22 protein-coding genes are annotated in these 21,376 nt (G+C 68.0%); 15 read left to right on the top strand and 7 right to left on the bottom strand.

Translation table 11 applies throughout. The features are described from left to right. Positions 1–423 precede the first annotated feature (423 nt). Entirely contained in the window at positions 424–3,399 is a 2,976-nt protein-coding gene (gene uvrA / locus ASF20_RS07220) for an excinuclease ABC subunit UvrA (protein WP_056272472.1), read from the bottom strand. 482 nt (positions 3,400–3,881) lie between these two features. Between uvrA and ASF20_RS07215 the strand changes: the two genes are divergently transcribed. Next, positions 3,882–5,936, top strand: a complete 2,055-nt coding sequence (locus ASF20_RS07215) for a nitrate- and nitrite sensing domain-containing protein (protein WP_056272469.1) — start codon at positions 3,882–3,884, stop codon at positions 5,934–5,936. Positions 5,937–5,942: 6 nt separating this feature from the next. Here ASF20_RS07215 and ASF20_RS07210 read toward each other — a convergent pair whose 3' ends face one another. Continuing rightward, positions 5,943–6,584, bottom strand: coding sequence for a hypothetical protein (locus ASF20_RS07210; protein ID WP_244476350.1), 642 nt, complete (start codon positions 6,582–6,584; stop codon positions 5,943–5,945). A 182-nt stretch (positions 6,585–6,766) separates the two neighbouring features. Between ASF20_RS07210 and ASF20_RS07205 the strand changes: the two genes are divergently transcribed. Both ASF20_RS07205 and ASF20_RS07200 read left to right on the top strand, forming a co-directional pair. After that, positions 6,767–8,191 carry a DEAD/DEAH box helicase family protein gene (locus ASF20_RS07205; protein WP_056272466.1) on the top strand — a complete coding sequence of 475 codons (1,425 nt, stop codon included), beginning with the start codon at positions 6,767–6,769 and terminating at the stop codon, positions 8,189–8,191. A gap of 101 nt (positions 8,192–8,292) precedes the next feature. Further along, on the top strand, positions 8,293–8,685 hold the full coding sequence (locus tag ASF20_RS07200; RefSeq protein ID WP_082501220.1) for a phage holin family protein: 393 nt from the start codon (positions 8,293–8,295) through the stop codon (positions 8,683–8,685). Positions 8,686–8,688: 3 nt separating this feature from the next. Here ASF20_RS07200 and ASF20_RS07195 read toward each other — a convergent pair whose 3' ends face one another. The 3 genes from ASF20_RS07195 to epmA all read right to left on the bottom strand — a co-directional run bounded on the left by ASF20_RS07195 (position 8,689) and on the right by epmA (position 11,355). Next, complete coding sequence (locus tag ASF20_RS07195; protein ID WP_056211314.1) at positions 8,689–9,138, bottom strand: hypothetical protein; 450 nt, start codon at positions 9,136–9,138, stop codon at positions 8,689–8,691. Between the two features lie 115 nt (positions 9,139–9,253). Next, entirely contained in the window at positions 9,254–10,306 is a 1,053-nt protein-coding gene (locus tag ASF20_RS07190; protein ID WP_056272463.1) for a lysine-2,3-aminomutase-like protein, read from the bottom strand. Then, complete coding sequence (epmA, locus tag ASF20_RS07185) at positions 10,303–11,355, bottom strand: EF-P lysine aminoacylase EpmA (protein WP_056272460.1); 1,053 nt, start codon at positions 11,353–11,355, stop codon at positions 10,303–10,305. Before epmA ends, ASF20_RS07190 begins: the two co-directional genes overlap by 4 nt. A gap of 182 nt (positions 11,356–11,537) precedes the next feature. On the opposite strand from epmA, the gene efp reads away from it, so the two are divergent. Then, a complete protein-coding gene (efp, locus tag ASF20_RS07180; RefSeq protein WP_056211320.1) occupies positions 11,538–12,104 on the top strand; it encodes an elongation factor P in 567 nt (188 codons plus the stop codon). A 39-nt stretch (positions 12,105–12,143) separates the two neighbouring features. On the opposite strand, the gene ASF20_RS07175 is transcribed toward efp, so the two are convergent. Further along, the gene (locus ASF20_RS07175) at positions 12,144–13,130 is read right to left on the bottom strand and encodes a heparan-alpha-glucosaminide N-acetyltransferase (protein ID WP_156648014.1); all 987 of its coding nucleotides are present in this window, start codon (positions 13,128–13,130) and stop codon (positions 12,144–12,146) included. Between the two features lie 305 nt (positions 13,131–13,435). Between ASF20_RS07175 and ASF20_RS07170 the strand changes: the two genes are divergently transcribed. The 9 genes from ASF20_RS07170 to ASF20_RS23195 all read left to right on the top strand — a co-directional run bounded on the left by ASF20_RS07170 (position 13,436) and on the right by ASF20_RS23195 (position 19,120). Further along, positions 13,436–14,053, top strand: coding sequence for a cold-shock protein (locus tag ASF20_RS07170; protein ID WP_056211323.1), 618 nt, complete (start codon positions 13,436–13,438; stop codon positions 14,051–14,053). Between the two features lie 71 nt (positions 14,054–14,124). Then, positions 14,125–14,562 (top strand): DUF192 domain-containing protein, encoded by a 438-nt coding sequence (locus tag ASF20_RS07165; RefSeq protein ID WP_244476379.1) that lies wholly within the window; start codon positions 14,125–14,127, stop codon positions 14,560–14,562. A gap of 138 nt (positions 14,563–14,700) precedes the next feature. Next, on the top strand, positions 14,701–15,231 hold the full coding sequence (locus ASF20_RS24575; protein WP_200927197.1) for a hypothetical protein: 531 nt from the start codon (positions 14,701–14,703) through the stop codon (positions 15,229–15,231). A gap of 130 nt (positions 15,232–15,361) precedes the next feature. Continuing rightward, positions 15,362–16,225 carry a dienelactone hydrolase family protein gene (locus ASF20_RS07155; protein WP_056272456.1) on the top strand — a complete coding sequence of 288 codons (864 nt, stop codon included), beginning with the start codon at positions 15,362–15,364 and terminating at the stop codon, positions 16,223–16,225. 154 nt (positions 16,226–16,379) lie between these two features. Further along, a complete protein-coding gene (locus ASF20_RS07150; RefSeq protein ID WP_056272453.1) occupies positions 16,380–16,820 on the top strand; it encodes a response regulator in 441 nt (146 codons plus the stop codon). Between the two features lie 91 nt (positions 16,821–16,911). Further along, the gene (locus tag ASF20_RS07145; protein ID WP_056272450.1) at positions 16,912–17,115 is read left to right on the top strand and encodes a hypothetical protein; all 204 of its coding nucleotides are present in this window, start codon (positions 16,912–16,914) and stop codon (positions 17,113–17,115) included. Between the two features lie 139 nt (positions 17,116–17,254). Beyond that, the gene (locus ASF20_RS07140; protein ID WP_056273640.1) at positions 17,255–18,448 is read left to right on the top strand and encodes a hypothetical protein; all 1,194 of its coding nucleotides are present in this window, start codon (positions 17,255–17,257) and stop codon (positions 18,446–18,448) included. Between the two features lie 114 nt (positions 18,449–18,562). Next, the gene (locus ASF20_RS07135) at positions 18,563–18,763 is read left to right on the top strand and encodes a hypothetical protein (protein WP_056272448.1); all 201 of its coding nucleotides are present in this window, start codon (positions 18,563–18,565) and stop codon (positions 18,761–18,763) included. Positions 18,764–18,943: 180 nt separating this feature from the next. Next, the gene (locus ASF20_RS23195; protein WP_003599466.1) at positions 18,944–19,120 is read left to right on the top strand and encodes a DUF1328 domain-containing protein; all 177 of its coding nucleotides are present in this window, start codon (positions 18,944–18,946) and stop codon (positions 19,118–19,120) included. A 142-nt stretch (positions 19,121–19,262) separates the two neighbouring features. On the opposite strand, the gene ASF20_RS07130 is transcribed toward ASF20_RS23195, so the two are convergent. Beyond that, a complete protein-coding gene (locus tag ASF20_RS07130; protein WP_056211330.1) occupies positions 19,263–19,487 on the bottom strand; it encodes a NepR family anti-sigma factor in 225 nt (74 codons plus the stop codon). 180 nt (positions 19,488–19,667) lie between these two features. Here ASF20_RS07130 and ASF20_RS07125 point away from each other — a divergent pair, with 180 nt between their 5' ends. Further along, a complete protein-coding gene (locus tag ASF20_RS07125) occupies positions 19,668–20,471 on the top strand; it encodes a response regulator (protein WP_055953119.1) in 804 nt (267 codons plus the stop codon). Positions 20,472–20,926: 455 nt separating this feature from the next. Next, positions 20,927–21,292 (top strand): hypothetical protein, encoded by a 366-nt coding sequence (locus tag ASF20_RS23900; protein ID WP_156647990.1) that lies wholly within the window; start codon positions 20,927–20,929, stop codon positions 21,290–21,292. Positions 21,293–21,376 lie beyond the last annotated feature (84 nt).

The following is a 21,376-nucleotide window of genomic DNA, read 5'->3' as shown; positions in this document are numbered from 1 at the left end:
TGCAGTGGATCCGGCGGCCCCCCTTGCGGCCCGTTCTCAAGTCTCAACGTCGAGAACTATTCTACAGGACGCCGCGGAAGGACAGAGGAATGCTTGGAAACGGGGCAGTTCGGATCCGACCGTTGCGCAAAAGTCGCATTTTCGGTGCAGTGCAGCGGAAGGATTTGTTAACCTTTTGAGCAGGTTGGCCGACGTCTTCGCGCCTCCGCGAAGACCTGGAACGGCAAAATATCGCTGAACACTCAAGCTGTTATGGTTACGGTTCCGTCCCAGGACGATCCGGCAACCGCCCGCGGACCATTGCGCAGTCCGGCGCGCTCGGTCGGGTCGGACCGGGCTGCCGACCGGCGGGTTGATGCGTTGCGCCACCGGTTCGGATCGGTCGACCCGGCGAATCGTCAGATCTCGCGTCGTCCCGATGCGCTATTCGGCGGCGGCCCGACCCTTCGCGGGCGCCGCGACCGGCCGACGCGCGAGGACGTCGCGCAGGAATCGACCGGTGTGGCTCGCCCGCGACTTGGCGATCTGCTCGGGCGTTCCTTGGGCCACGACGACGCCACCGCCGTCGCCGCCTTCGGGGCCCATATCGATGACCCAGTCGGCGGTCTTGATGACTTCGAGGTTGTGCTCGATCACCACCACGGTGTTGCCCTGGTCGACGAGCTCGTGGAGCACCTCCATGAGCTTGGCGACGTCGTGGAAGTGCAGTCCCGTCGTCGGCTCGTCGAGAATGTAGAGCGTGCGGCCTGTGGCGCGCTTGGACAGCTCTTTCGAAAGCTTCACCCGCTGCGCCTCACCGCCCGACAGAGTGGTCGCCTGCTGCCCGACCTTGACGTAGCCGAGGCCGACCCGGGCCAAGGTCTCCATCTTCTCGCGAATGGTGGGCACCGCCTTGAACAGGTCGGCGGCTTCCTCGACGGTCATATCGAGGACGTCGGCGATCGAGTGGTCGCGGTACTTCACCTCCAGGGTCTCGCGATCGTAACGGCGGCCCTTGCAGACGTCGCAGGTGACGTAGACGTCCGGCAGGAAGTGCATCTCGATCTTGATGACGCCGTCGCCGGAACAGGCCTCGCAGCGTCCGCCCTTCACGTTGAAGGAGAAGCGCCCGGCCTGATAGCCGCGCGCCTTGGCCTCGGGCAGGCCCGCGAACCAGTCGCGGATCGGCGTGAAGGCGCCGGTGTAGGTGGCGGGGTTGGAGCGCGGGGTCCGGCCGATCGGCGACTGGTCGATATCGATGACCTTGTCGAGATGCTCCAGCCCGTCGAGCCGCTCGAAGGGCGCCGGGTGCTCCAGGGCACCGTTCAGGGATTTCGCCACCGCCTTGTAGAGCGTGTCGATGATCAGGGTCGACTTGCCGCCGCCGGAGACACCCGAGATGCAGGTGAAGGTGCCGAGCGGGATGTCGACAGAGACGTTCTTGAGGTTGTTGCCCCGGGCCCCGACGAGGCTGAGCGTGCCCTTCCGTCCCTTGCGACGCGCCGTCGGCACCCGCACGCTCATCTCGCCGGTGAGATACTTGGCGGTCAGCGAATCCGGGTTCTTCAGCACCTCTTCGGGCGTGCCCTGGGCGATGATCCGTCCGCCATGGATGCCGGCGCCCGGGCCGACATCCACGACGTAGTCGGCCTGCAGGATCGCGTCCTCGTCGTGCTCGACCACGATCACCGAGTTGCCGAGGTCGCGCAGGCGCTTCAGCGTGCCGAGCAGGCGCTCGTTGTCGCGCTGGTGCAGGCCGATGGACGGCTCGTCCAGCACGTAGAGCACGCCGGTCAGCCCGGAGCCGATCTGGGAGGCCAGACGGATGCGCTGGCTCTCGCCGCCGGACAGCGAGCCGGAACCGCGCGCCAGCGTCAGGTACTCGAGCCCGACATCGATCAGGAAGGTCAGCCGGTCGCGGATCTCCTTGAGGATCCGGTAAGCGATCTCGTTCTGCTTTTCGGTGAGCTTGCCCGGCAGCTCCGAGAACCATGCATGGGCATTTCGGACCGAGAGGGCGGTGATCTCGCCCACATCCTGCATCGCGATCTTGACCGAGAGTGCTTCGAGCTTCAGGCGCTTGCCGCCGCAGGTGGCGCAGGGCGTCTCGCTCATGAAGCGCGCGATCTCCTCGCGCGAGCTGTCGCTCTCGGTCTCCTTGTAGCGCCGCTCCAGGTTCGGGATGACGCCCTCGAAGGGCTTGTTCACCTCGTAGGCGCGCATGCCGTCGTCGTAGGCGAAGCGGACCGATTCAGAACCGGTGCCGGACAGGATCACGTCCCGGGCCTTCGTCGGCAGATCGGCCCAGGCGACCGTGGTCTTGAAGCCGAAGTGGCGGGCCAGCGCGTCGAGGGTCTGGCCGTAATAGGGAGAGGTCGACTTCGCCCAGGGACCGACGGCACCGCGCTTCAGGCTGAGCTTGGCATCCGAGATCACGAGCTCCGGGTCGATCCGCATCTCGTGGCCGATGCCCCCGCAGGTCGGGCAGGCGCCGAAGGGATTGTTGAACGAGAAGAGCCGCGGTTCGATCTCCGCGATGGTGAAGCCGGAGACGGGGCAGGCGAAGCGCGACGAGAAGGTAATGGCCTCCCGCGGCGCCGCGCCCTCCGGCGTCTCGGCGAACTCGATCAGGGCGATGCCGTCGGCGAGTTCCAGGGCGGTCTCGAAGGAATCGGCCAGCCGCGCCGCGATGTCCGCCCGCACCACGATCCGGTCCACCACCACGTCGATGTCGTGCTTCAGCTTCTTGTCGAGCTTCGGCACGTCGTCGATGGCGTAGTACTCGCCGTCGATCCGCAGGCGCTGGAAGCCCTTCTTCTGGAACTCGGCGATCTCCTTGCGGTACTCGCCCTTTCGGCCACGGATCACCGGTGCCAGGAGGTAGAGTCGGCTCTTCTCCGGCAGGGCCAGGACGCGGTCCACCATCTGGCTGACGGTCTGGCTCTCGATCGGCAGCCCGGTCGCGGGCGAGTAGGGAATGCCCACCCGCGCCCAGAGCAGGCGCATGTAGTCGTAGATCTCGGTGACGGTGCCGACCGTCGAGCGCGGGTTCTTCGAGGTGGTCTTCTGCTCGATGGAGATCGCCGGCGAGAGCCCGTCGATCTGGTCGACATCGGGCTTCGACATCATCTCCAGGAACTGGCGCGCGTAGGCCGAGAGGGATTCGACGTAGCGGCGCTGGCCCTCGGCGTAGATGGTGTCGAAGGCGAGCGACGACTTACCGGAACCGGACAGACCCGTGAAGACAACGAGGCGATCGCGGGGAATCGTCAGGTCGATGTTCTTCAGATTGTGCTCGCGCGCGCCGCGCACCGAGATGACCCGCGCGTCGCGAGCCCCGTCGAACAGCGCCTCGATCTTGGCTTCGACCCGCTCGGCCTCGGCTTGCGATGTCTTGGCAGCGGCTTTGGCTTTGGCCATGGAGTCTCTTCGGAACGTCTTCGGCGCGGAACTCGTCGGGACTCGACCGGAGCCCCTGCGGCATGTCGGGCGCACCACCGCGTCGGGCAAGGCGCGCGCCACGCATAGCCGCTCTTCAGCTAGAACAAAAAGCGTACGCGGACAATATCGCGGCCTTCCGGCAGAGGTTTCAGCCGCCGCGACCGCACCGAATGGCATAAGGAAGTTCGCTGCCGACGGTTTGGAAGACGCGGCCCCCGCGGCTTCGGCTGAGGATTGGGCCGACCCCTGCCGCCTCAGTAGAAGAATCGGTTGCTTCGCGGTCCAGCGGACGCGTGAGAGAAGCGGATCACGAAGCAACTGGATGGTTCGCTGAAGCTCCCGACCCGCCCTGCCTAAAAATTGAAGGGACCGACCAAAAATTGATCATAAGATAAATTTGAAACACAACTTTTACCGGCTGCTCCGACAGTGCCGCAGCGTTTCGAAGCAGGTTTCATGTGATGTCCGCTGGTCTTTTTTCATCGCTGCGCATTCGGATTCTTCTGGTTGCACTCGCTCCATGTCTTGCGTTTGCGATGGTCGTGGGCCTTGCCATCACCGAGCGGATGAATGCTCGGACCCGAATGGTCCATGTGCAGGACCTCGTCGGCATGGCGGGCCAGGTCAGCGCCCTGGTGCACGAAGCCCAGCGGGAGCGCGGGGCATCGAGTCTCTATCTCGCCGCCAAGGGGACCAAATTTCGGTCCGAACTCGATGCGCAGCGCCTGCGGACCGATGCCGCCCGGGCAGCCCTGGACGCGGGCCGGGCCGGCCTCGACCTCGCCGCCTTAGGAGCCGGCGTCGCCCGTCGCAATGCGGCGCTGACCGAGCAGCTGGCGGCGATCGTCCCCCACCGCGCGGCGGTCGACGGGCTCGGTCGCACGCCGGCCCAGAACATGGGGCTCTATTCGGGGGTGATCGCCAACGCGCTCGACTTGGTGCGCGAGGTTTCCCAGGTCGCCGCCAGCGCCGATCTCGCCGCCCGCATCAGTTCCTACTCGTCGTTCCTCGCCCTCAAGGAGCTGGCGGGCCAGGAGCGGGCCGCGGCCTCGGCGATCTTCGGCGCCGGCCAGATCGATCTTGCCGGCCACGAGCGCCTGGCGGGTCTGAGCGCGGGCCAGGGCACCTACGAATCCCTGTTCCGCCTTGGGGCCGAGCCGGAACAGGTGGCCCTCCTCGATGCCGGCAAGGCTGCGCCCGCGGCCCGGGAGGTCGATCGTCTCCGCCGCCTCGTTCTCGACACGCCCCCCGGCACGCCGCTCGCCTTCACCGATGCGCCCGCCTGGTTCCGCCTCGCGACCAAGCGCATCGATACGCTCAAGACGATCGAGGACCGGCTCACCGCGGATCTCGGAGCCGCCGCCGGAGACGCGCGCGCCGATGCCGAGCGGAGCGTCCTGGTCTGGATGGCCGTGGGACTCGCGATCCTGGTCCTCTCGTGCGGCCTCGCCTTCGCCTTCGGGACCGCCATCGCCCGTCCGCTCACCCGCATCGCCGCCTCCCTGACAGCCATCGGCCGAGGCGAGGAAGCCGGCCCGATCCCGCAGAACGGCGCCCGCGAGGTTCGCGCCATCGCGGCAGCGGCCGTCGACTTCCAGGCCAGCGTGGTCGAGCGCCGGCGCATCGCCAAGGAAGCCGACCACCTCACCGCCCACGCCGCGGCGGCCCGCCGCGCCGAGATGGTGGCACTGGCCGATCGCTTCGAGGCCCAGGCCAGCGGGATCGTCGAGGCGGTGTCGGCCGCCGCGAGCCAGCTCGAAACGGCGGCCTATGCCCTCACCCAGGCCGCGACCGACACGTCATCCCTGAGTGGGTCCGTGGCCGCAGCCTCGGCGGAAACCGCGGCCACGGCCGACACCGTGGCGGCGGCCACGGAGGAGCTCAGCGCATCGGTGCGGGAGATCGGCAACCGCGTCGAGGCCTCGAGCGCGGTCGCCGGCGAGGCGGAGCGCGATGCGGCGCGGATGGCGGAGGATGTCCATCGCCTGGCCCAAGCGGCGAGCAGCATCGGCGAGATCGTCGGCCTGATCACCAGCATCGCGGCCCAGACCAACCTCCTGGCGCTGAACGCCACCATCGAGGCGGCACGAGCCGGCGAGGCCGGGCGCGGATTCGCGGTCGTCGCCGCAGAGGTGAAGAGCCTCGCGACCCAGACAGCCAGGGCCACCGAAGAGATCGCCGCGAAGGTCGGCGAGATCGCCCAATCGACCGACGCGTCCGTGACGGCCATCGGTGGAATCACCGACGTCATCCAACGCCTGAGCCGGATCTCGGAGGACATCTCGGTGGCCGTCGACCAACAGGAAGCGGCCACGCAGGAGATCGCCCGCAACACGATCCTGACGTCCGAGGGCACCCGGGCCGTATCCGGCCACATCGTCGGTGTCCGCGAGGCGGCGGATTCCGCCCGCAGCGGGTCGGCTCAGGTGCTCACCGCCGCGAGCGATCTCGCCCGTCAGGCCTCGGCCCTGCGCCGGGAAGTTGACGGCTTCCTGGTCACGGTCCGGGCAGCCTGATCCGCCCTACGGGTTGGTCTTCCAGGGGTTGATGACGCGCATCGCCGTCAATTCCGGCTTCACGGATTGGTCGACGCTCGCGGGCATCACCTTGCGCGCCTGCGCCATCATCTTGCGGGCCTGCTCCACTGGGAGAGCTCCGATCGGCAGCATCATCGCGGCGAGCTGGTTGCGGGTGCGCCGATCGACGAATTCCGAGCGCCCGACGCTCTCGAAGTCGCGAACGGTGTGCCGGTCATCGGGCCGCCCGGTGAAGACCTTCGCGCCGTCCTTCATCACCACGATATCGCCGGGGCGGAGGGTCTCGTCCTTCATGAAGGCGGCCGCGGGGCCGGCCTTCATGTCGAGCGGGGTCTGGCGGTCCGTGACCTTGATCTGCAGGGGCTCGGATTTGGGAAGCGCGGCGTAGCGGATCTTCGGACGCTGGCGCGTGGCCTTTCGGATCGAGCGACGGGCCTGCTGATAGTCGAAGCCGGGATCGGCCACCGGCGCGGGCGCGGCTTGCTGCGCCGGCCGTGCGGGCGCAAAGAGCAGGTCGAACAGGCCGCCATCGGCGCTCTGAGCGCACGCCGGAAGCGTGAGCATCATCAGTCCGAAAACGGGAGCGGCGACAGTGCGCGTGGCTGCGGAGAAAGGGATCGTCGGCATCGATGTCTCCGGGTGAGGCGCCCGACGGCGCGCCGAGATGACCCCTTAACAAAAGCACAACCTGAACAGTTCCGAGTTTTTCAAAAGATGGTGAGGGCTGTGCCAAGACTTCGCGAGCCTGCTTTCGCAGCCGAGAAGAGAAAAAAATCCGGCTCGGATCGCATCCGCGGACCGGTCGCCTGATGGTTGCCAGTGAACACCTGGTTCCGCGCCCGCATCAGCGTTCGGCGCGCGACGCGATCCTGGCTGCACGTGCTGCCGGCCGGACAGGATTTCTGCTCGGCGACACGACCGGCCTCGGCAAGACCCTGTCGGTCTGGAGCGCGGTGGCGGCCATGCCCGAGCGCGATGTCCTCATCGTCTGTCCCAAGGGCGCGATGCCCCAGTGGCGGCGCACGATCGCCTTGGCGCATCTCGGCGAGAAGGCGGTGACGCTCATCAATTACGAGCGCACCAAGGCGCTGATGGCGCCGCCTCCCGCCAGCAACCGGCGCTCGACCCGGGCAAAGAACAATGCGCTCGCCCGGCATGGCACACCGAAGCAAACCTGGTCCCTGGTGGTCTTCGACGAGAGTCACCGGATCCGGAACCCGTACGCCCAGCAGAGCCTCGTCTGCCGGCAGATCGCGGAGGCGGCCGCCTTCACGATCTATCTCAGCGCCACCGCCGGCCAGGCCCCGCACGAGCTCTCCTATCTCGGGCGCCTGCTGGGTGAGGCCGCGGGCCAGCCCACAGCGACCCTGGCGGACTTCCGAGGTCTGATGCAGCACCTCGGGATCGGCCGGGCCAAGGGCCGCTGGACCAACTGGTCCTGGGACGCGAACCCACGCGACTGCACGGTGATGGCCGACCTGCTGTTCAAGGGGGAGGGGGCGATCGGCCTGCGCCGGCGCCCCGGCGACATCGCCGGGTGGCCCGAGGTGCAGCGCGCCCTGAGCGCGGTCGCCCTCACGCCGTCCGAACGCCGCCTCTACGACGCGACCTGGCGCGAGTTCCGCCGGGAATGGGGCCTCCTCGGTGGCAGCACCCGCAAGCCGGCCGGCTGGGCGGCGGACCTGCGATTCCGCCAGAAGGCGAGTCTGCTCCGGGTCTCGGGCACCACGGCCTTTGCCGACCTCCTGATGGAGGACGGCCAGGCGGTAGCGATCTCGGTGGCCTTCCTGGAGACGGCTTCCGCGCTGGTCGAGGCGATGCGGGCGGCGGGCTGGCGGGCCGACGCGATCACGGGCACGCAGTCGGGCGAGGCGAACGAGGCCGTACGGCTCGCCTTCCAGACCGGCGGGCTCGACGCCGTCATCTTCACCGTGACGGAATCGATCTCCCTGCATGCCCACGAGTTGCCGGGGGGCGAGAAGCCGCGCGCGCTCATCGTCCACGACCTGCGCCACAGCGCGATCCAGCTGACGCAGATCGAGGGCCGCTGCCACCGGGACGGACAGCAGGCGACGATCTACTACGCCCTCGCCGAGGGCACGGTGGAGGAGAGCATCGCCGCCACCGTCGTCGGCCGCATGGCCTCGATGGACGCCATGGCGGGCGAAGACACCAGGCTGATCGACGCGATCGCCCAGGCCATCGCCGAGGTGCAGGCCGGCGAGGCAGCCTAGGTCGGCCTCGTTCCGTTGGAACGGGATCGAACCGCCACGGTTGTGGCCATCAGGGTCCCGTCTCGCCGGGGCGCCTACCCCCAACGAGGAGGACCGTCCCGATGGCACGACCGACGCCGAGCCTTGGCCGCCTGATCAGCGAGGGCCTGCGCCATGGCGGCGACCTCGTCGGCCAGGAACTCGAGCTGATGCGGCGCGAGACGGACGGGAACATCCGCGCGATCCTCGGCCTCGTCGCCCGATTCGGCACCGCGCTCACCCTCGTGGTCGCCGCCCTGGTGATGCTGTTCGTGGCGCTGGTGAAGGGCATCGCCGCCCTGATCAGATCCGAGATCCTGGCGGCGCTCATCGTCGGGGCGCCCTTCGCTGGAATCGCCCTGGTCCTGATGGTCCTGGGCCTGCGCCGGATGGACCGCTCCAACCTGCTGCCGCGTCGCTTCGAGCGCCAGGTGGAGAAGGACGCCGCCCTGGTGACTAGCCGCGTCGCCGACTGAACCTCAGGCCTTCCGGACGGAGCCGAGCAGCGCGTCCTTGTCCACGCCGAGCGCCGCGGCGATCTCGGCCAGGGCCGCGTGCTCCGGCTCGCTGATTCCGGCCTGATCGGCGACGTCCGCGGCGATCAGGAACACGCTGGTGCGCTGGGCGATCTCGCGCTCCGCGATGGCGGCGACGAAGTGCAGGTTCTCGGCGCGGCCGGCGCGGGTACGGGCGCGGGCGATCCCCTCGAACAGCTCGGCCTCCAGCTTGAGGGTGTCGTAACCGCGCTCGAGGATCGGATTGGACCGCATGCCGGCGAGCGCGACCTCGATCTCCTCCTCGTCGATCTCGTAATCCGCCAGGATGACGTTGGCCGAGGCCGAGACCGCCGCCTCCATCAGCGCCCGGTCGCCCAGATAGGCGCCCATGGTCTGGGAGAAGCGCCCGACGAACTCCTGAAACACACCCATCCGGCTCCCCGAAGACTTTCAAAATGGGCGGCACCCGGATCAGGCCGGACCGTCCCACGACACCGCTTTCGCATCAAAAGCTTGGCGCCGGAGGCGTGTCAACGCACCTGCCGCTTCACGGCTCGCACGCCTTGGGCGGATAGTCGTGGACGGCTCCCTGCGGGTCGGTCACCCGCCATCCGACGCCGGCTTCGGCGAGATAATCGGGCCCGGCCGGGACCTTGCCGTACCCGCCCGGGATGTCGAGCACGTAGAGGGGCTGGGCGAGACCCGAGAGGCGTCCGCGCAGCGCCCGGACGAGGTCGCGGCCCGCGCCGAGATCCGTGCGCAGGTGGCTGGTCCCGGGTGCGAGGTCGCCGTGATGCAGGTAGTAGGGCTTGATCCGGTTCTCGACGAAGCGCCGCATCAGCAGGGCCAGGGTCTCCGGATCGTCGTTGATCCCGGCGAGCAGTACCGTCTGGCTCACCATCGGGATGCCGGCATCGACGAGGCGCGCCACGGCCGCGCAAGCCGCCGGGGTGAACTCGCGCGGGTGATTGGCATGCAGCGCGACGAACACCGCCCCCTCGAATCGCTTCAGGGCCTCGATGAGCTCCGCGCCGACCGAGCCGGGGTCCACCACCGGAACCCGGGTGTGGATGCGCAACACCCGCACGTGCGGGATCGCCGCGAGGGCGGCGGCGATCTGGGCCAGCCGGCGCGGCGCCAGGGCGAAGGGGTCGCCCCCGGTGACCACGACCTCCCAGATCTCGAGCCGTTCAGCGATGTAGGCGAGGGCCCGGGCAAGATCGGCCTCGCCCAGGGTCCCGAGGCCCTCCGGCCCGACCATTTCGCGCCGGAAGCAGAAGCGGCAATAGACCGGACAGACATGCAGCGGCTTCAGGAGCACCCGGTCCGGGTAGCGATGGACCAGGCCAGGCAGGGGGCTGTGGGCCCCGTCGCCGATGGGGTCGGCCGCCTCCTGATCCTGCGTCTGCAATTCCTCGGCCCGGGGCAGGAACTGCCGGGCGATCGGGTCCGCCGGATCGTGCGGATCAATCAGCTCGGCCATGTCGGCGGTGACGGAGACGGCATAGCGGGCCGCCACGGCCTCCAGGGCCGGAAGGTCGGCGGGGGCAACGAGCCCGACGCGGGCGAGGTCGGCCGGCCGACGCAGGGACGGACTCATCGCGCCGTCCCCACCACCGGCGTCCAGAGTACATCCTCGATGTGGCGGGCATCGGTCGCCAGCATGACGAGGCGGTCGAGGCCGAGGGCGATTCCGCTCGCCTCCGGCATGATCGCCAGGGCGTCGAGGAAATCCTCGTCGATGGGATAGGACTCGCTGTAGACGCGCGCCTTCTCGGCCATCTCGAGCGTGAAGCGCCGGCGTTGCTCCTCGGCATCCGTGAGCTCGCCGAAGGCATTGGCGAGTTCGACGCCGCAGGCATAGAGCTCGAAGCGCTCGGCCACGCGCGGGTCGCGCGGACTCGGCCGGGCCAGGGCGGCTTCGCTTACGGGGTACTCGCACAGGATCGTCGGGCGCCCGAGCCCGAGATGCGGCTCGATCCGCGCCACTAGGACCCGGCTGAACAGGTCGGCCCAGGTGTCGTCAGCGGCGACCCGGAGCCCGGCCCCGGACACGGCCGCCGCGAGCGCCGCACGGTCGGTGGTGCCGTCGGCATCGATGGTGGCGAGGAGGTCGATGCCGGCACGCGCGGCGAAGGCCTCCGCCACGGTCACCCGCTCGGGCTTCGCGAAGGGATCGGCCGTGCGACCGCGATGGCGCAGCGTCGGGACCCCCGCCGTCTCCGCGGCGAGCGCCAGGAGCTCGGCCCCGTCGCGCATCAGCGCGGTGTAGTCGGCCCCGGCCCGGTACCATTCGAGCATGGTGAATTCCGGGTGGTGAAGGGGCCCCCGCTCGCGGTTGCGGTAGACGCGGGCGAAGCTGACAAGGCGCGACTCGCCGGCGGCCAGGAGCTTCTTGCAGGCGAATTCCGGCGAGGTGTGGAGGTAGAGCGCCTGCCGTGCGCCGTCCGGACCCAGGGCCTCGGTGGCGAAGGCCGAGAGATGGGCCTCGTTGCCGGGCGAGACCTGCAGCGCGGCCGCCTCGACCTCGACGAAGTCGGCCGCCGCGAAACGCGCCCGGAAGGCCGCGACGATGCGGTTGCGCACCATCAGGGCTGGCCGGCGGTCGGCGTGGCGATGGGGCGCCCACCAGGGGGAGGGGGTGTTCATGCGGCGAGCTTTGCGACCTGCTTCAGACCTGGAATCGACGTCTCGGGAGTGGCGTCTCGCGGAGCGACTGGCAACGGTGGCGCGGATAGGTTAGTGGCGGAGCCAAGATGTCGCTCCCGCGGAGAGATCCGCGTCGGGGTGCCAAGTCGTTTTTCTCAACGAACACAGCAGGACCAGACCCCGTGAAGGTGATCGCCTCTACGCTCCGCAAGGGCAACGTCGTCGACAAGGATGGCAAGCTCTACGTCATCCTGACGGTCGAGAACATCCACCCCGGCAAGGGCACCCCGGTGACCCAGCTCGACATGCGCCGCATCACCGATGGCGTGAAGGTGTCCGAGCGCTACCGCACCACCGAATCGGTCGAGCGCGCCTTCGTCGAGGACCGGGAGCACACCTTCCTCTACGAGGACGGCGAGGGCTTCCACTTCATGAACCCCGAGAACTACGATCAGGTCGCGATCCCCAAGGACGTCGTCGGCAATGCCGCCCCGTACCTTCAGGAAGGCATGGCCGTGATGGTCTCGACTCATAACGGCGTGGCGCTGACCCTCGATCTGCCGCAGCGCGTCGTCCTCGAAGTCACCGAGACCGAGCCGGCGATGAAGGGCCAGACGGCCTCCTCGTCCTACAAGCCCGCGATCCTCTCCAACGGCGTTCGTACCGCCGTGCCGCCGCACATCGCCGTCGGCACCCGCGTGGTGATCATGACCGAGGACGGCTCCTACGTGGAGCGCGCCAAGGACTGACCCAAAGGACCGACCGCACCGGAAGATCGCGCGCCGGATTCACGGAGCCGGCGCCGTTCCCTCCGCTGCCTCGTAACAGCCCTGCGACAGGCCCTGGGCCCGCAGGCGCTCCTCGGCGGTGAAGCTGCGCGGCCGGTCCGCCCAGAGGTTTTCCCGGCGGAACGCATCGGAGACGCAGGCCGCCGCGCGGGTGCAGGCCTGTGTCTCGCCCCCCGTCGCGACGCAGTTGCGCACGTAGAGCGCCCGGAATTCGGCCACTCCCGCCTGCGGGTGCGGGCCCGTCACGGTCACCAGCCCCAGGAAAAGTCCCATCAGGATCGGCTGGTGGATCAGGTAGATCGCCAGGCTGTGGCGCCCGGCCCAGGCCAGCCCCCGCGCAAGGCGGCCGGTGGGCGTCCAGGTCGCGAGCCGCGAGCGGCGGACGGCGGCCAGGCCGTACAGGGCCGTCGCGACACCGGCGAGAACCAGTCCGAACCAGGGAAACAGCGGTACGTAGTCGTTGGTCTGCGGCATGGCGCGCCCGAGTCCCAGGAAGGACAGCATCGGCGCATCGAGGATCCCGCCCGAGATCAGGTGCGGCCCTGCCAGGACGAGCGCCGCGGCGAGAACCGAAGCCCAGCGCGGCAGGACCCGCAGGAAGGGCAGCGCCAGCACGCTCGATACGGCGATGCAGTGCAGGATTCCGAAGAAGATGTAACTGGACGGATCGGTGACGACCGTCGCGACGGTCACGAGCAGCGCCGCACCGGTGATCCGGGCCAGCCGCAGAACGAACGGCCGCGCCGCGATGCGCTCGCCGTTCATCAGCACGAGCCCGATCCCCACGAGGAGCAGGAAGCTTCCGGCGATGCCGTGTGCGGCGAGACGGCCCGACGGCGTCAGCGCATAGTTTTCGGGCGTGAGACGCACCGCCCCGAGATCCCAGGTGGCGTGGTAGAGCGCCATGGCCGCGAGGGCGATGCCGCGCGTGACATCGAGGGTCGCGTACCGGAAGCGGGACGCAGCGGAGGAGAGGGGCGGGCGCATCATCGCGCAGGCCCTAGCATCGATCCCGAGCCGTCGCGACGGTCCAGGGTCGCTGACAGACTTTGCAGCTTTTCCGCGCCCTAGGCTAACAAATTTTGACCGCCGACGATCCGAGCCCAAAAATACTGAAGCTCAGCGCGAGCTTGGGGCGCGATCGTCGGGGGTCTGCTGTTGCCCCCGCACCGCCCTGCCGAACAATGCGGCATCGAAGTCCAACGAGGATCGCCAAACGGGCTTCCGCCGAGTCATGACTTTGTTAATCTCTGGTGCGGGTCGCGAGACGTGATTCGGTGTGGGTTGCTTACATGTCTGACGAGTTCGGTTCAGGCCCCTTCGGGCAGCGTTCGTCGGGAGAGCAGGACGACACCCGCGCCGTCGAGGGCCAGGGCGCCGAGGCGCAGCGCCCGCTCGACCTCACGGAGGTATCGGGCCGGATCAAATGGTTCGACGTGGCGAAGGGCTTCGGCTTCATCGTGCCGGACGACGGCTCGGCCGACGTGCTCCTCCACATCACCTGCCTGCGTCGGGACGGGCATCAGAGCGCCAGCGAGGGAGCCCGCGTGGTGGTGGAGGCCACGGAGCGGCCCCGCGGCTGGCAGGCCTTTCGGGTCATCTCCCTCGATCAGTCCACCGCGCTCCATCCCTCCGAACTGCCCCTGCCGCGCACCCACGTCACCGTCACGCCGACCAGCGGCCTCGAAACCGCCGTGGTGAAGTGGTTCAACCGCCTGCGCGGCTTCGGATTCCTCAGCCGCGGCGACGGGACGCCGGACATCTTCGTTCACATGGAGACGCTCCGCCGTTACGGAATCGCCGAACTCAAGCCGGGCGAGACCGTTCTCGTCCGCTACGGCGATGGTTCCAAGGGCAAGATGGCCGCCGAAGTTCGGCTCCTCGACGGTGCACTGCCCGCCTCACACTGACGGATGGTCCGGTGGTCACGCGACGTTTGATCGATTGGCGCGACGGGATTCGCGCGCTCCTCGCCCTCGCCTTGTTCGGGCTGCTCCTCGGCCACGCGACGGCGCAGGATGCGGCCTCCGGGCCGACCGAGCCGCTGAGCATCGTCGGCCGCCAGGGGCGGCACGTCTTCGCCGTCGAGGTGATGCGCACCGATGCCGACCGCTCGCGCGGATTGATGTACCGGCGCACCATGGCGCCCGACCACGGCATGCTGTTCGACTTCCAGGCCTCGGCGCCCGTGGCCATGTGGATGAAGAACACCTACCTGCCGCTCGACATGCTGTTCATCCGGGCCGACGGCACCATCGCCAAGATCGCCGCTGATACCGAGCCGCTCTCCACCAAGGTGATCCCTTCGAACGAGCCGGTTCTCTCCGTGTTGGAGCTGAACGCCGGAACGGCCGCGCGTCTCCGGATCCATGCCGGCGATCGGGTGGAGCATGCGCTGTTCGAGCGGACGCCGCGCTAGGGCTGCCTTTGCTCCGATCGAACACACCAAGAACAAACCCTTGACGCTCGATCGATTTATCCCCACTGTTCCCCCAATGTTCTGATCCATTTCGGGACGGCCACGCGGCGGCTCCGAAGCTGGCGAAGAGGGGACATCATGTTCGACCTGCCCTTGGACGACTCGCCTCTGGACGATCTGCCTCTCGACGACCTGTCTCCCGACCATGGGTGCCAGCCGACGGCGATCCTGTTCGAGAACGCTGACTGGTGCGTCGCCGCCGACGGCCTCGAGCATCGCGAGACCGGCTATTTCATCGCGCGTGACATGGTTTCCCAGCGGCGGGGCGAACTCTGGGAATGGCCGATGCATCTGGCCGAGAAGAGCTGGTGCACACTGCGCAGCTTCCGGGAAGCGTTCCTCGCCGCCGTGTCGGCATTCGGGGTCGAGATGGATTCCGGCCTCTCGCAGTCCTTCGCGATCGCCTTCGGGGTGGTCGCCGGCGCCGGGACGCGACGGGGCGACGCGGGCTTCGTGCCCCTGGGCGATCTCGTTCGGCCCAAGCCGGCGAGTTCCGGGGTGGCCCGGAAGCGCACCCCGGCCGGCGAGGCCCGTTCGGCGACGCGGCGCGCAGGTTCGCTGGCCGATCCGCGGACGGGCGAGGCGGCACGCCAGCGCGTGGCCCTCTGAGACTGTTCGGCGCGGCGCCGAGCCCTAACTTCCCGGTTGCGATCCAGGATGTCTTCGTCCCGCGCGATCGCTTCTCCCAGTTCGCCCCGGGAACACCATGTCGCACACGTCGGATCATCGCGCTGACACCATGCCGCTCGAGGGCCTCGACGGACTCCTGACACCGCCCTTTTCCCGGCGCGGTTTCGTCATGACGAGCCTGATGACGGGGCTGACCCTCGCGACGAGTTCCGTCGAGGCCCAGGTCATCAGGACCGACGCCGAGGACATCGAAGCCGGTGAAGTGAAGATCCCCGCCGCCGATGGCCCGATGCCCGGATACCGGGCCATGCCGAAGGGAGAGGGGCCGTTTCCGGTCATCCTCGTCATCGAAGAGATCTTCGGCGTTCACGACTACATCAAGGATATCTGCCGCCGGCTCGCTAAGGTCGGCTACTGTGCGGTCGCTCCCGAGCTCTATGCCCGCCAGGGCGATCTTTCGACCATGACGGACGCGAAGGTGATCATTCGCGATGTCATCTCGAAGACTCCGGACGCCCAATGGATCGCCGACCTGGACGCCGCCGCGGACTGGGCGGTCTCGGCCTCGCATGGGGATCCGTCACGGATCGGAACGATGGGCTGGTGCCGCGGCGGCCGTGGCGTCTGGCTCTACGCCGCCCACCGGAAGGACCTCAAGGCGGGGGTCGCGTGGTACGGACCCGTCGGCGGTGAGCGCACCGAGATCCAGCCTCGCACGGCCACGGATCTGGCGGCGGACATCAACGCACCGCTCCTGTGCCTGTACGGTGGCGCGGATACCGGCATCCCGGTCCCGGCTGTGGAAGCCGCGCGGGACAAGGCCAAGGCCGCTGGCAAGTCGGTGGAGCTCGTCGTGTATCCGGACGCGCCGCATGGATTTCATGCGGATTACCGGCCGAGCTACCGTGAAGGCGATGCGAAGGACGGTTGGGCGCGGGCCCTAGCCTTTCTCAAATCTCATGGTGTTGGCTAAAAACCTCGCGAAAGCGTGGCACTGAAAGCACAACGGGCCTGCGCGGCGTTCCTTCGGGGCTATTGGTCGGTTCCGCCACATTGACAGCTTCGCGCCTCCGTGGCGCAAGATTGCACTTGGCCCGCCGTTCTGGCCCGAAGAGCGTACCGGACCCATGAGTGCAGTGACCCCATCTGACGCACGTCCCGTGATCCTCGTCGTCGAGGACGAGCCAGATGAGCGGTTCCTCGCGGCCGAGCTTCTCGAAGAGACCGGCTTCCGGGTGATCGAGGCCGAGACGGCCGAACGCGCCCTGGCGATCCTCAATGATCGGGGCGATGAGGTCAGCGTCGTTTTCTCGGATGTCCGCACACCGGGGCCGATCGGGGGCTTCGAACTGGCCCGGATCATCGGCGTCACCTGGCCGCGTGTCCGGGTCCTTCTGACCTCCGGCGATGCCGGGGACCAGCCCAGTGACCTGCGCGTCTCGGCGACGTTCATTCCAAAGCCCTGGCGCGCGGCGGATATCCTGGCCTGGGTCGAGGAGGCCGCCGGACGCCCCGACGACGCAGCCTCCGGGCCGGACGTCATCGGCTCCCCTCTGCGCGGAACCTGAAATTATCATAGATCAGTGGAAACATCGGGGCGCTTGACCGTTGTCCGGGTTCACGCAATCGAGAGGCCGCGCGATGGCCCGAAAGCCGACGATGAACTTTGCCCCATCGGTCCGTGCCCAGCGTTTGGATGAAGCGTGGTCGTCCCTGACCGCCTTGCCCGAAGATCGGATGCTCGCGACACTCGGAAGCAGTCTTCGCGACGTCTATCGAGCGGTTACCGACGCAACGCAGCCCAACGATCTGATGCGTCTTGCGGCAATGATCGACGAGCGGCGCGGCCAGTTCAAGCGCTGAATCCCACATTCCGCCGGCCCAGTGCGGCGGGAATACCGCACTCAGACGCGTCGGATTGCCGTATGGTTCGGCCCACATTCGATCCGTGCTTCGCGAGGACTGGCCTTCGAAGCTCACGGGCCGCGTCATCGGACTGTCCATGCGTTTCACACTGAGCCTCGGCGTTGCCGCTCTGGGCCTCGCCGCGCTGATGGCGGCGGTCGTTCCAGCCATCGCCGCCGCCCCGCCGAGCCAGCCCGCGGAAGGGCCCGGCGGGGTCGGCGATCGCGCTGCAACCGTCGTGAAGCGCGGCCTCGGCAAGGCCGGCTCCGGCAGCTTCGTCTTCCACAAGGCGGGCGCCGCACCGGCCGAGGGCCGCCCGGTCGTCGTCTTCCTTCACGCTTGGGGGGCCCCCAATCCGCAGGCCTACGGCAGCTGGATCGACCACCTCGCCCGAACCGGCTCGCTCGTCATCTTTCCGCGCTTTCAGGACCTCAACCGGACGCGCCCGTCGGAGGCGAGCGCGATCGCCGAGCGCATCCTCAAGTCGACGCTGTCCGACCTGGCGAGCGATGCCGACGCCAAGCCCGACCCGAAGCGGGTCGCCGTCATCGGGCACCTCGCCGGCGCACCGATCGCCGCCAACCTCGCCGCCGACGCGGCCGAGCAGGGCCTGCCGATCCCGCGTCTCGTCTTCGCGATCATGCCCGGCGGTATCGCCAGCGACGCACGTGCCCGTGGGATCGTCCTGCACGATCTCGGCCGGATCGCGCCCGAGACTCTGATCATCACCGTCATCGGCGACCGGGACGCGCGGGCTGCCGACCTGGCGGGGCGACGCCTTCTGCGGGAGGCCAGCGGCGTGCCGAGCGAGCGCAAGCTGTTCGTGCGCGCCCTCTCGGACGACCATGGGTTTCCCGCCCTGGCCGCGACGCTGACGTCGCCGGCCGGCGTGGATGCCGCCTATGACGGATCGGCAATCAAGCTGCCGCCAGAGCCGCCCCGCGACCCGAAGCAGCCGGCACCGCCCTTCAAGTGGTCGCCCGACATGGCCCTCACCGGCGAGCAAACCACCCTGGTCTCCCAGATCAACAATTCCCGCGCCGACAGCCTCGACTATCTCGCCTATTGGAAGACCTTCGACCTCGCCGCGGCCGCGGCCTTCGGTGGAACAGACGCCGCGGGCTTGAAAGCCAACCCGCGCTTCAGCGACATGGAGCGTTGGGCCGACGGCTGGCCGGTCAAACGTCTCGTCGTGGAAACGCCGCGCCCGCCCGCGGCCCAGCCGGCCGCCACACCGACCCCGGCGACGACGGGTACCCGCCCGAAGCCGGCGGCGTCGCGCCGCCCCTGACACGCGCGTTCATCCCCGCCGTACGGCCGGGAGGCGGAAGCCCGTATTCGTGAAGGATCGGGGCTCTGGCGCACGCTTTGCGTGGAGGTGTCCGGGTCAACCGGATGCGCCGCCATGCCCGATTTCATCGCTATCCTAGCCGCGTCAGCGTTGTTCTGTGGCACCGTGATCGTCCTGAATGGCCTGACGCGCCTTCTGCTTCAGATGCACGGATCGATCGGCGATCTCGCGGAGAACGGCTTCGCGCAGTACGGCCTCGCCCTCGCCCTAGCCGGTCTCGTCTGGCGACGCGTCGTCCGCCGCAACGCTCTGTGACGCCGATCCTGGTTTCCGCCCTGCGGCGCCATCGAAGAACTGAGTGAAACGTGCCGTCCATCGCCCGGGGAAAACGTGGCGAACCTGTGACGAACCCAGGAACCGTCCCGCTAACTTGGCGTTATGCTGTCATGAGGTCGCAGCCGATGCTGCACCGTACTTGATGAAGGGTAGAGTCACATGCTCGGATGGGCCGTTACGTTCCTGGTCGTCGCCCTCGTCGCGGCGCTGCTTGGTTTCGGTGGAATTGCCGGTACGGCGATGGAAGCCGCAAAGCTCGTGTTCTTCGTGGCGATCGTCCTGTTCGCCATCTCGGCCGTGATCGGCCTGATGCGCGGTCGTTCGCCGACGCTCTGACGTCCCTCGGCGCAGGCGCGCCGGACGTTTGAAGACATGAAAAGGGCCGCTCACGAAGAGCGGCCCTTTTTCGATACGGGCGGAGGCGCCGCCACGGACCTATGCGGCCCAGGGAGGGAATGCAGGTGCGACGGGAACCGCCTCAGCTCGAGGGCTCGGAATTGGTGGCCGAGGCGTCGAGTTTGGCGATGAGATCGCGGAATCGATCCGGCACCGGTTGTTGCACGATGGTGTCGTACATGGCCCGCAGGTGAAGCCCGATTCGCTTCTGAGTATGATCACTCAGGCCCTGCCCGGGCAAAGCGTCGCCTGTCTTCGGGTCGGCACCCTCGGGTGAGGGGCCGGCACCCGGTCCGTTTTCGTCCATACGTCGGTCCCCTTGGATGTCGACAAGCGACATCGCCGCGATTGTTTTGCGGCTTCACATAGGCCATGGCTGCACCTGCAACGCTGGTGTGAACAATCGGTTCCCGCTCAGCGGAACGGAGCCCTGCATTCCGCGTTGTGGCGGAGGCGCCCGATAGAACGGCAAAGCCAAGGGGATATAATGTCGACAGCTCAACTCGTCGTTCAGCATCTGCCGTACCTGCGCCGTTATGCGCGGGCGCTGACCGGCAGCCAGGTTGCTGGCGACGCCTACGTGGCAGCCACGCTGGAAACACTCGTAAACGAGCCGGAGACACTCGGCCGCAGCTCCAACGTAAAGGCCGACCTGTTCCGCGTCTTCACCCGCATCTGGAACTCGCTCTCGGTGAACGGCCAGAGCGAGCAGGTTCAGCACGATCTGCCGGCGGAAGTCCGCCTCGGTCAGATCACGCCCCTGCCGCGCCAGGCCTTCCTGCTCTCCTGCCTCGAGGGCTTCTCCGAAGAGGATGCCGCGATCATCCTCGACGTCGACGTCAGCCAGGTCCGCGACCTCGTGGACGAAGCCGGACGCGAGCTCGCCGCCGACATGGCGACCGAGATCCTCATCATCGAGGACGAGCCGCTGATCGCGATGGATCTCGAAGCGCTCGTGGAAGGCCTGGGCCACAACGTGATCGGCGTCGCACGCACCCGCACCGAAGCGATCAAGATCGCCTCCGGCGGCACGCGCCCGGGCCTGATCCTGGCCGACATCCAGCTCGCCGATGGCAGCTCCGGCCTCGACGCGGTGAACGACCTCCTGAAGACCTTCGAGGTTCCGGTGATCTTCATCACGGCCTATCCCGAGCGCTTCCTCACCGGCGAGCGGCCCGAGCCGGCCTTCCTCATCGCCAAGCCTTTCCAGCCCGCCAACGTCTCGGCGGTGATCAGCCAGGCGCTGTTCTTCCAGCAGAGCGCGCGGCGGCGCGAGGCCAAATCGGCCTGATCGTCCGCCAAGCGCGTATTGGCCGCCTGCTAGGATCGGCTTACGAGCGACGAAACGAACCCCGGTCCAGCGGCCGGGGTTTTTTCACGCCACCTTCACGGGCCACCGCCGCCCGGAAAACCGGCACAAAAAAACGGGTCGGATTTGCTCCGACCCGCTGAAAGGTTCCGGCCTATGCACAAGGGGAATGCGGGGGAGGACCAGGCGGCCGGGTGCAGGGATAACGACCAGCGCGCGGAGCGGTTCCGAGCCGGCATCTCGGCGAGCGCTTTTTTCCTGTGCCGATGCAAATTCGCCACGGGATCCGAGAGGCCCCGGGTCATGGCCTCGGCAATCCAGAGAATGCGACGCATCGCCTTAAGGACTGGATATCCAGATCAAAAGGGTTAAGGAACCGTTGTTTCCGGTCTGCGTTGAGCTGACAACCTGTCAAGCTCTGCGCGGAGATTAAGACAATGTCTCGGTCTGGCTTCTTTCTCAGCGTGAGTGGACCGGCCGCCGTACTGACGTTGCTGATCCATCCGACGATCCGCCTGGCGGCCGATCAGTGGGCGCCGGCAACCAAACCGGTCGCTTCGCTTGCGCAGCAGGAAAATCCCGAAATCCGCGACATTCCGGCAACAGTCGGCCATGTGCATCTCGCATCCGTTCCGAGTGCGGCACCGCGTTCCGAGCCGGTTGCTCCCGCTCTGGGGAGGACGGCCAGCGACAGGGAGCTGCTCCGGCTGCGCAAGCCGCTCCAGGAAGGCTGCGAGCGGGCCATCAGTTCCCTGGCCGGTCCGGAGGCCCGTCGTATGGTGCCGGGCCGTTGCATGACCTGACCGAAGCCGATCGAACAATCGAGACATACGAAAACGCCCCGTTCTGCTCGAACGGGGCGTTTTCGTAGATTGAGAGGGCACGGA

This window comes from Methylobacterium sp. Leaf88 (assembly GCF_001422795.1).
Lineage (GTDB): Bacteria > Pseudomonadota > Alphaproteobacteria > Rhizobiales > Beijerinckiaceae > Methylobacterium.
Note: the sequence above shows the minus strand (reverse complement) of the source record. Positions and strands in the feature narration are given on the sequence as shown.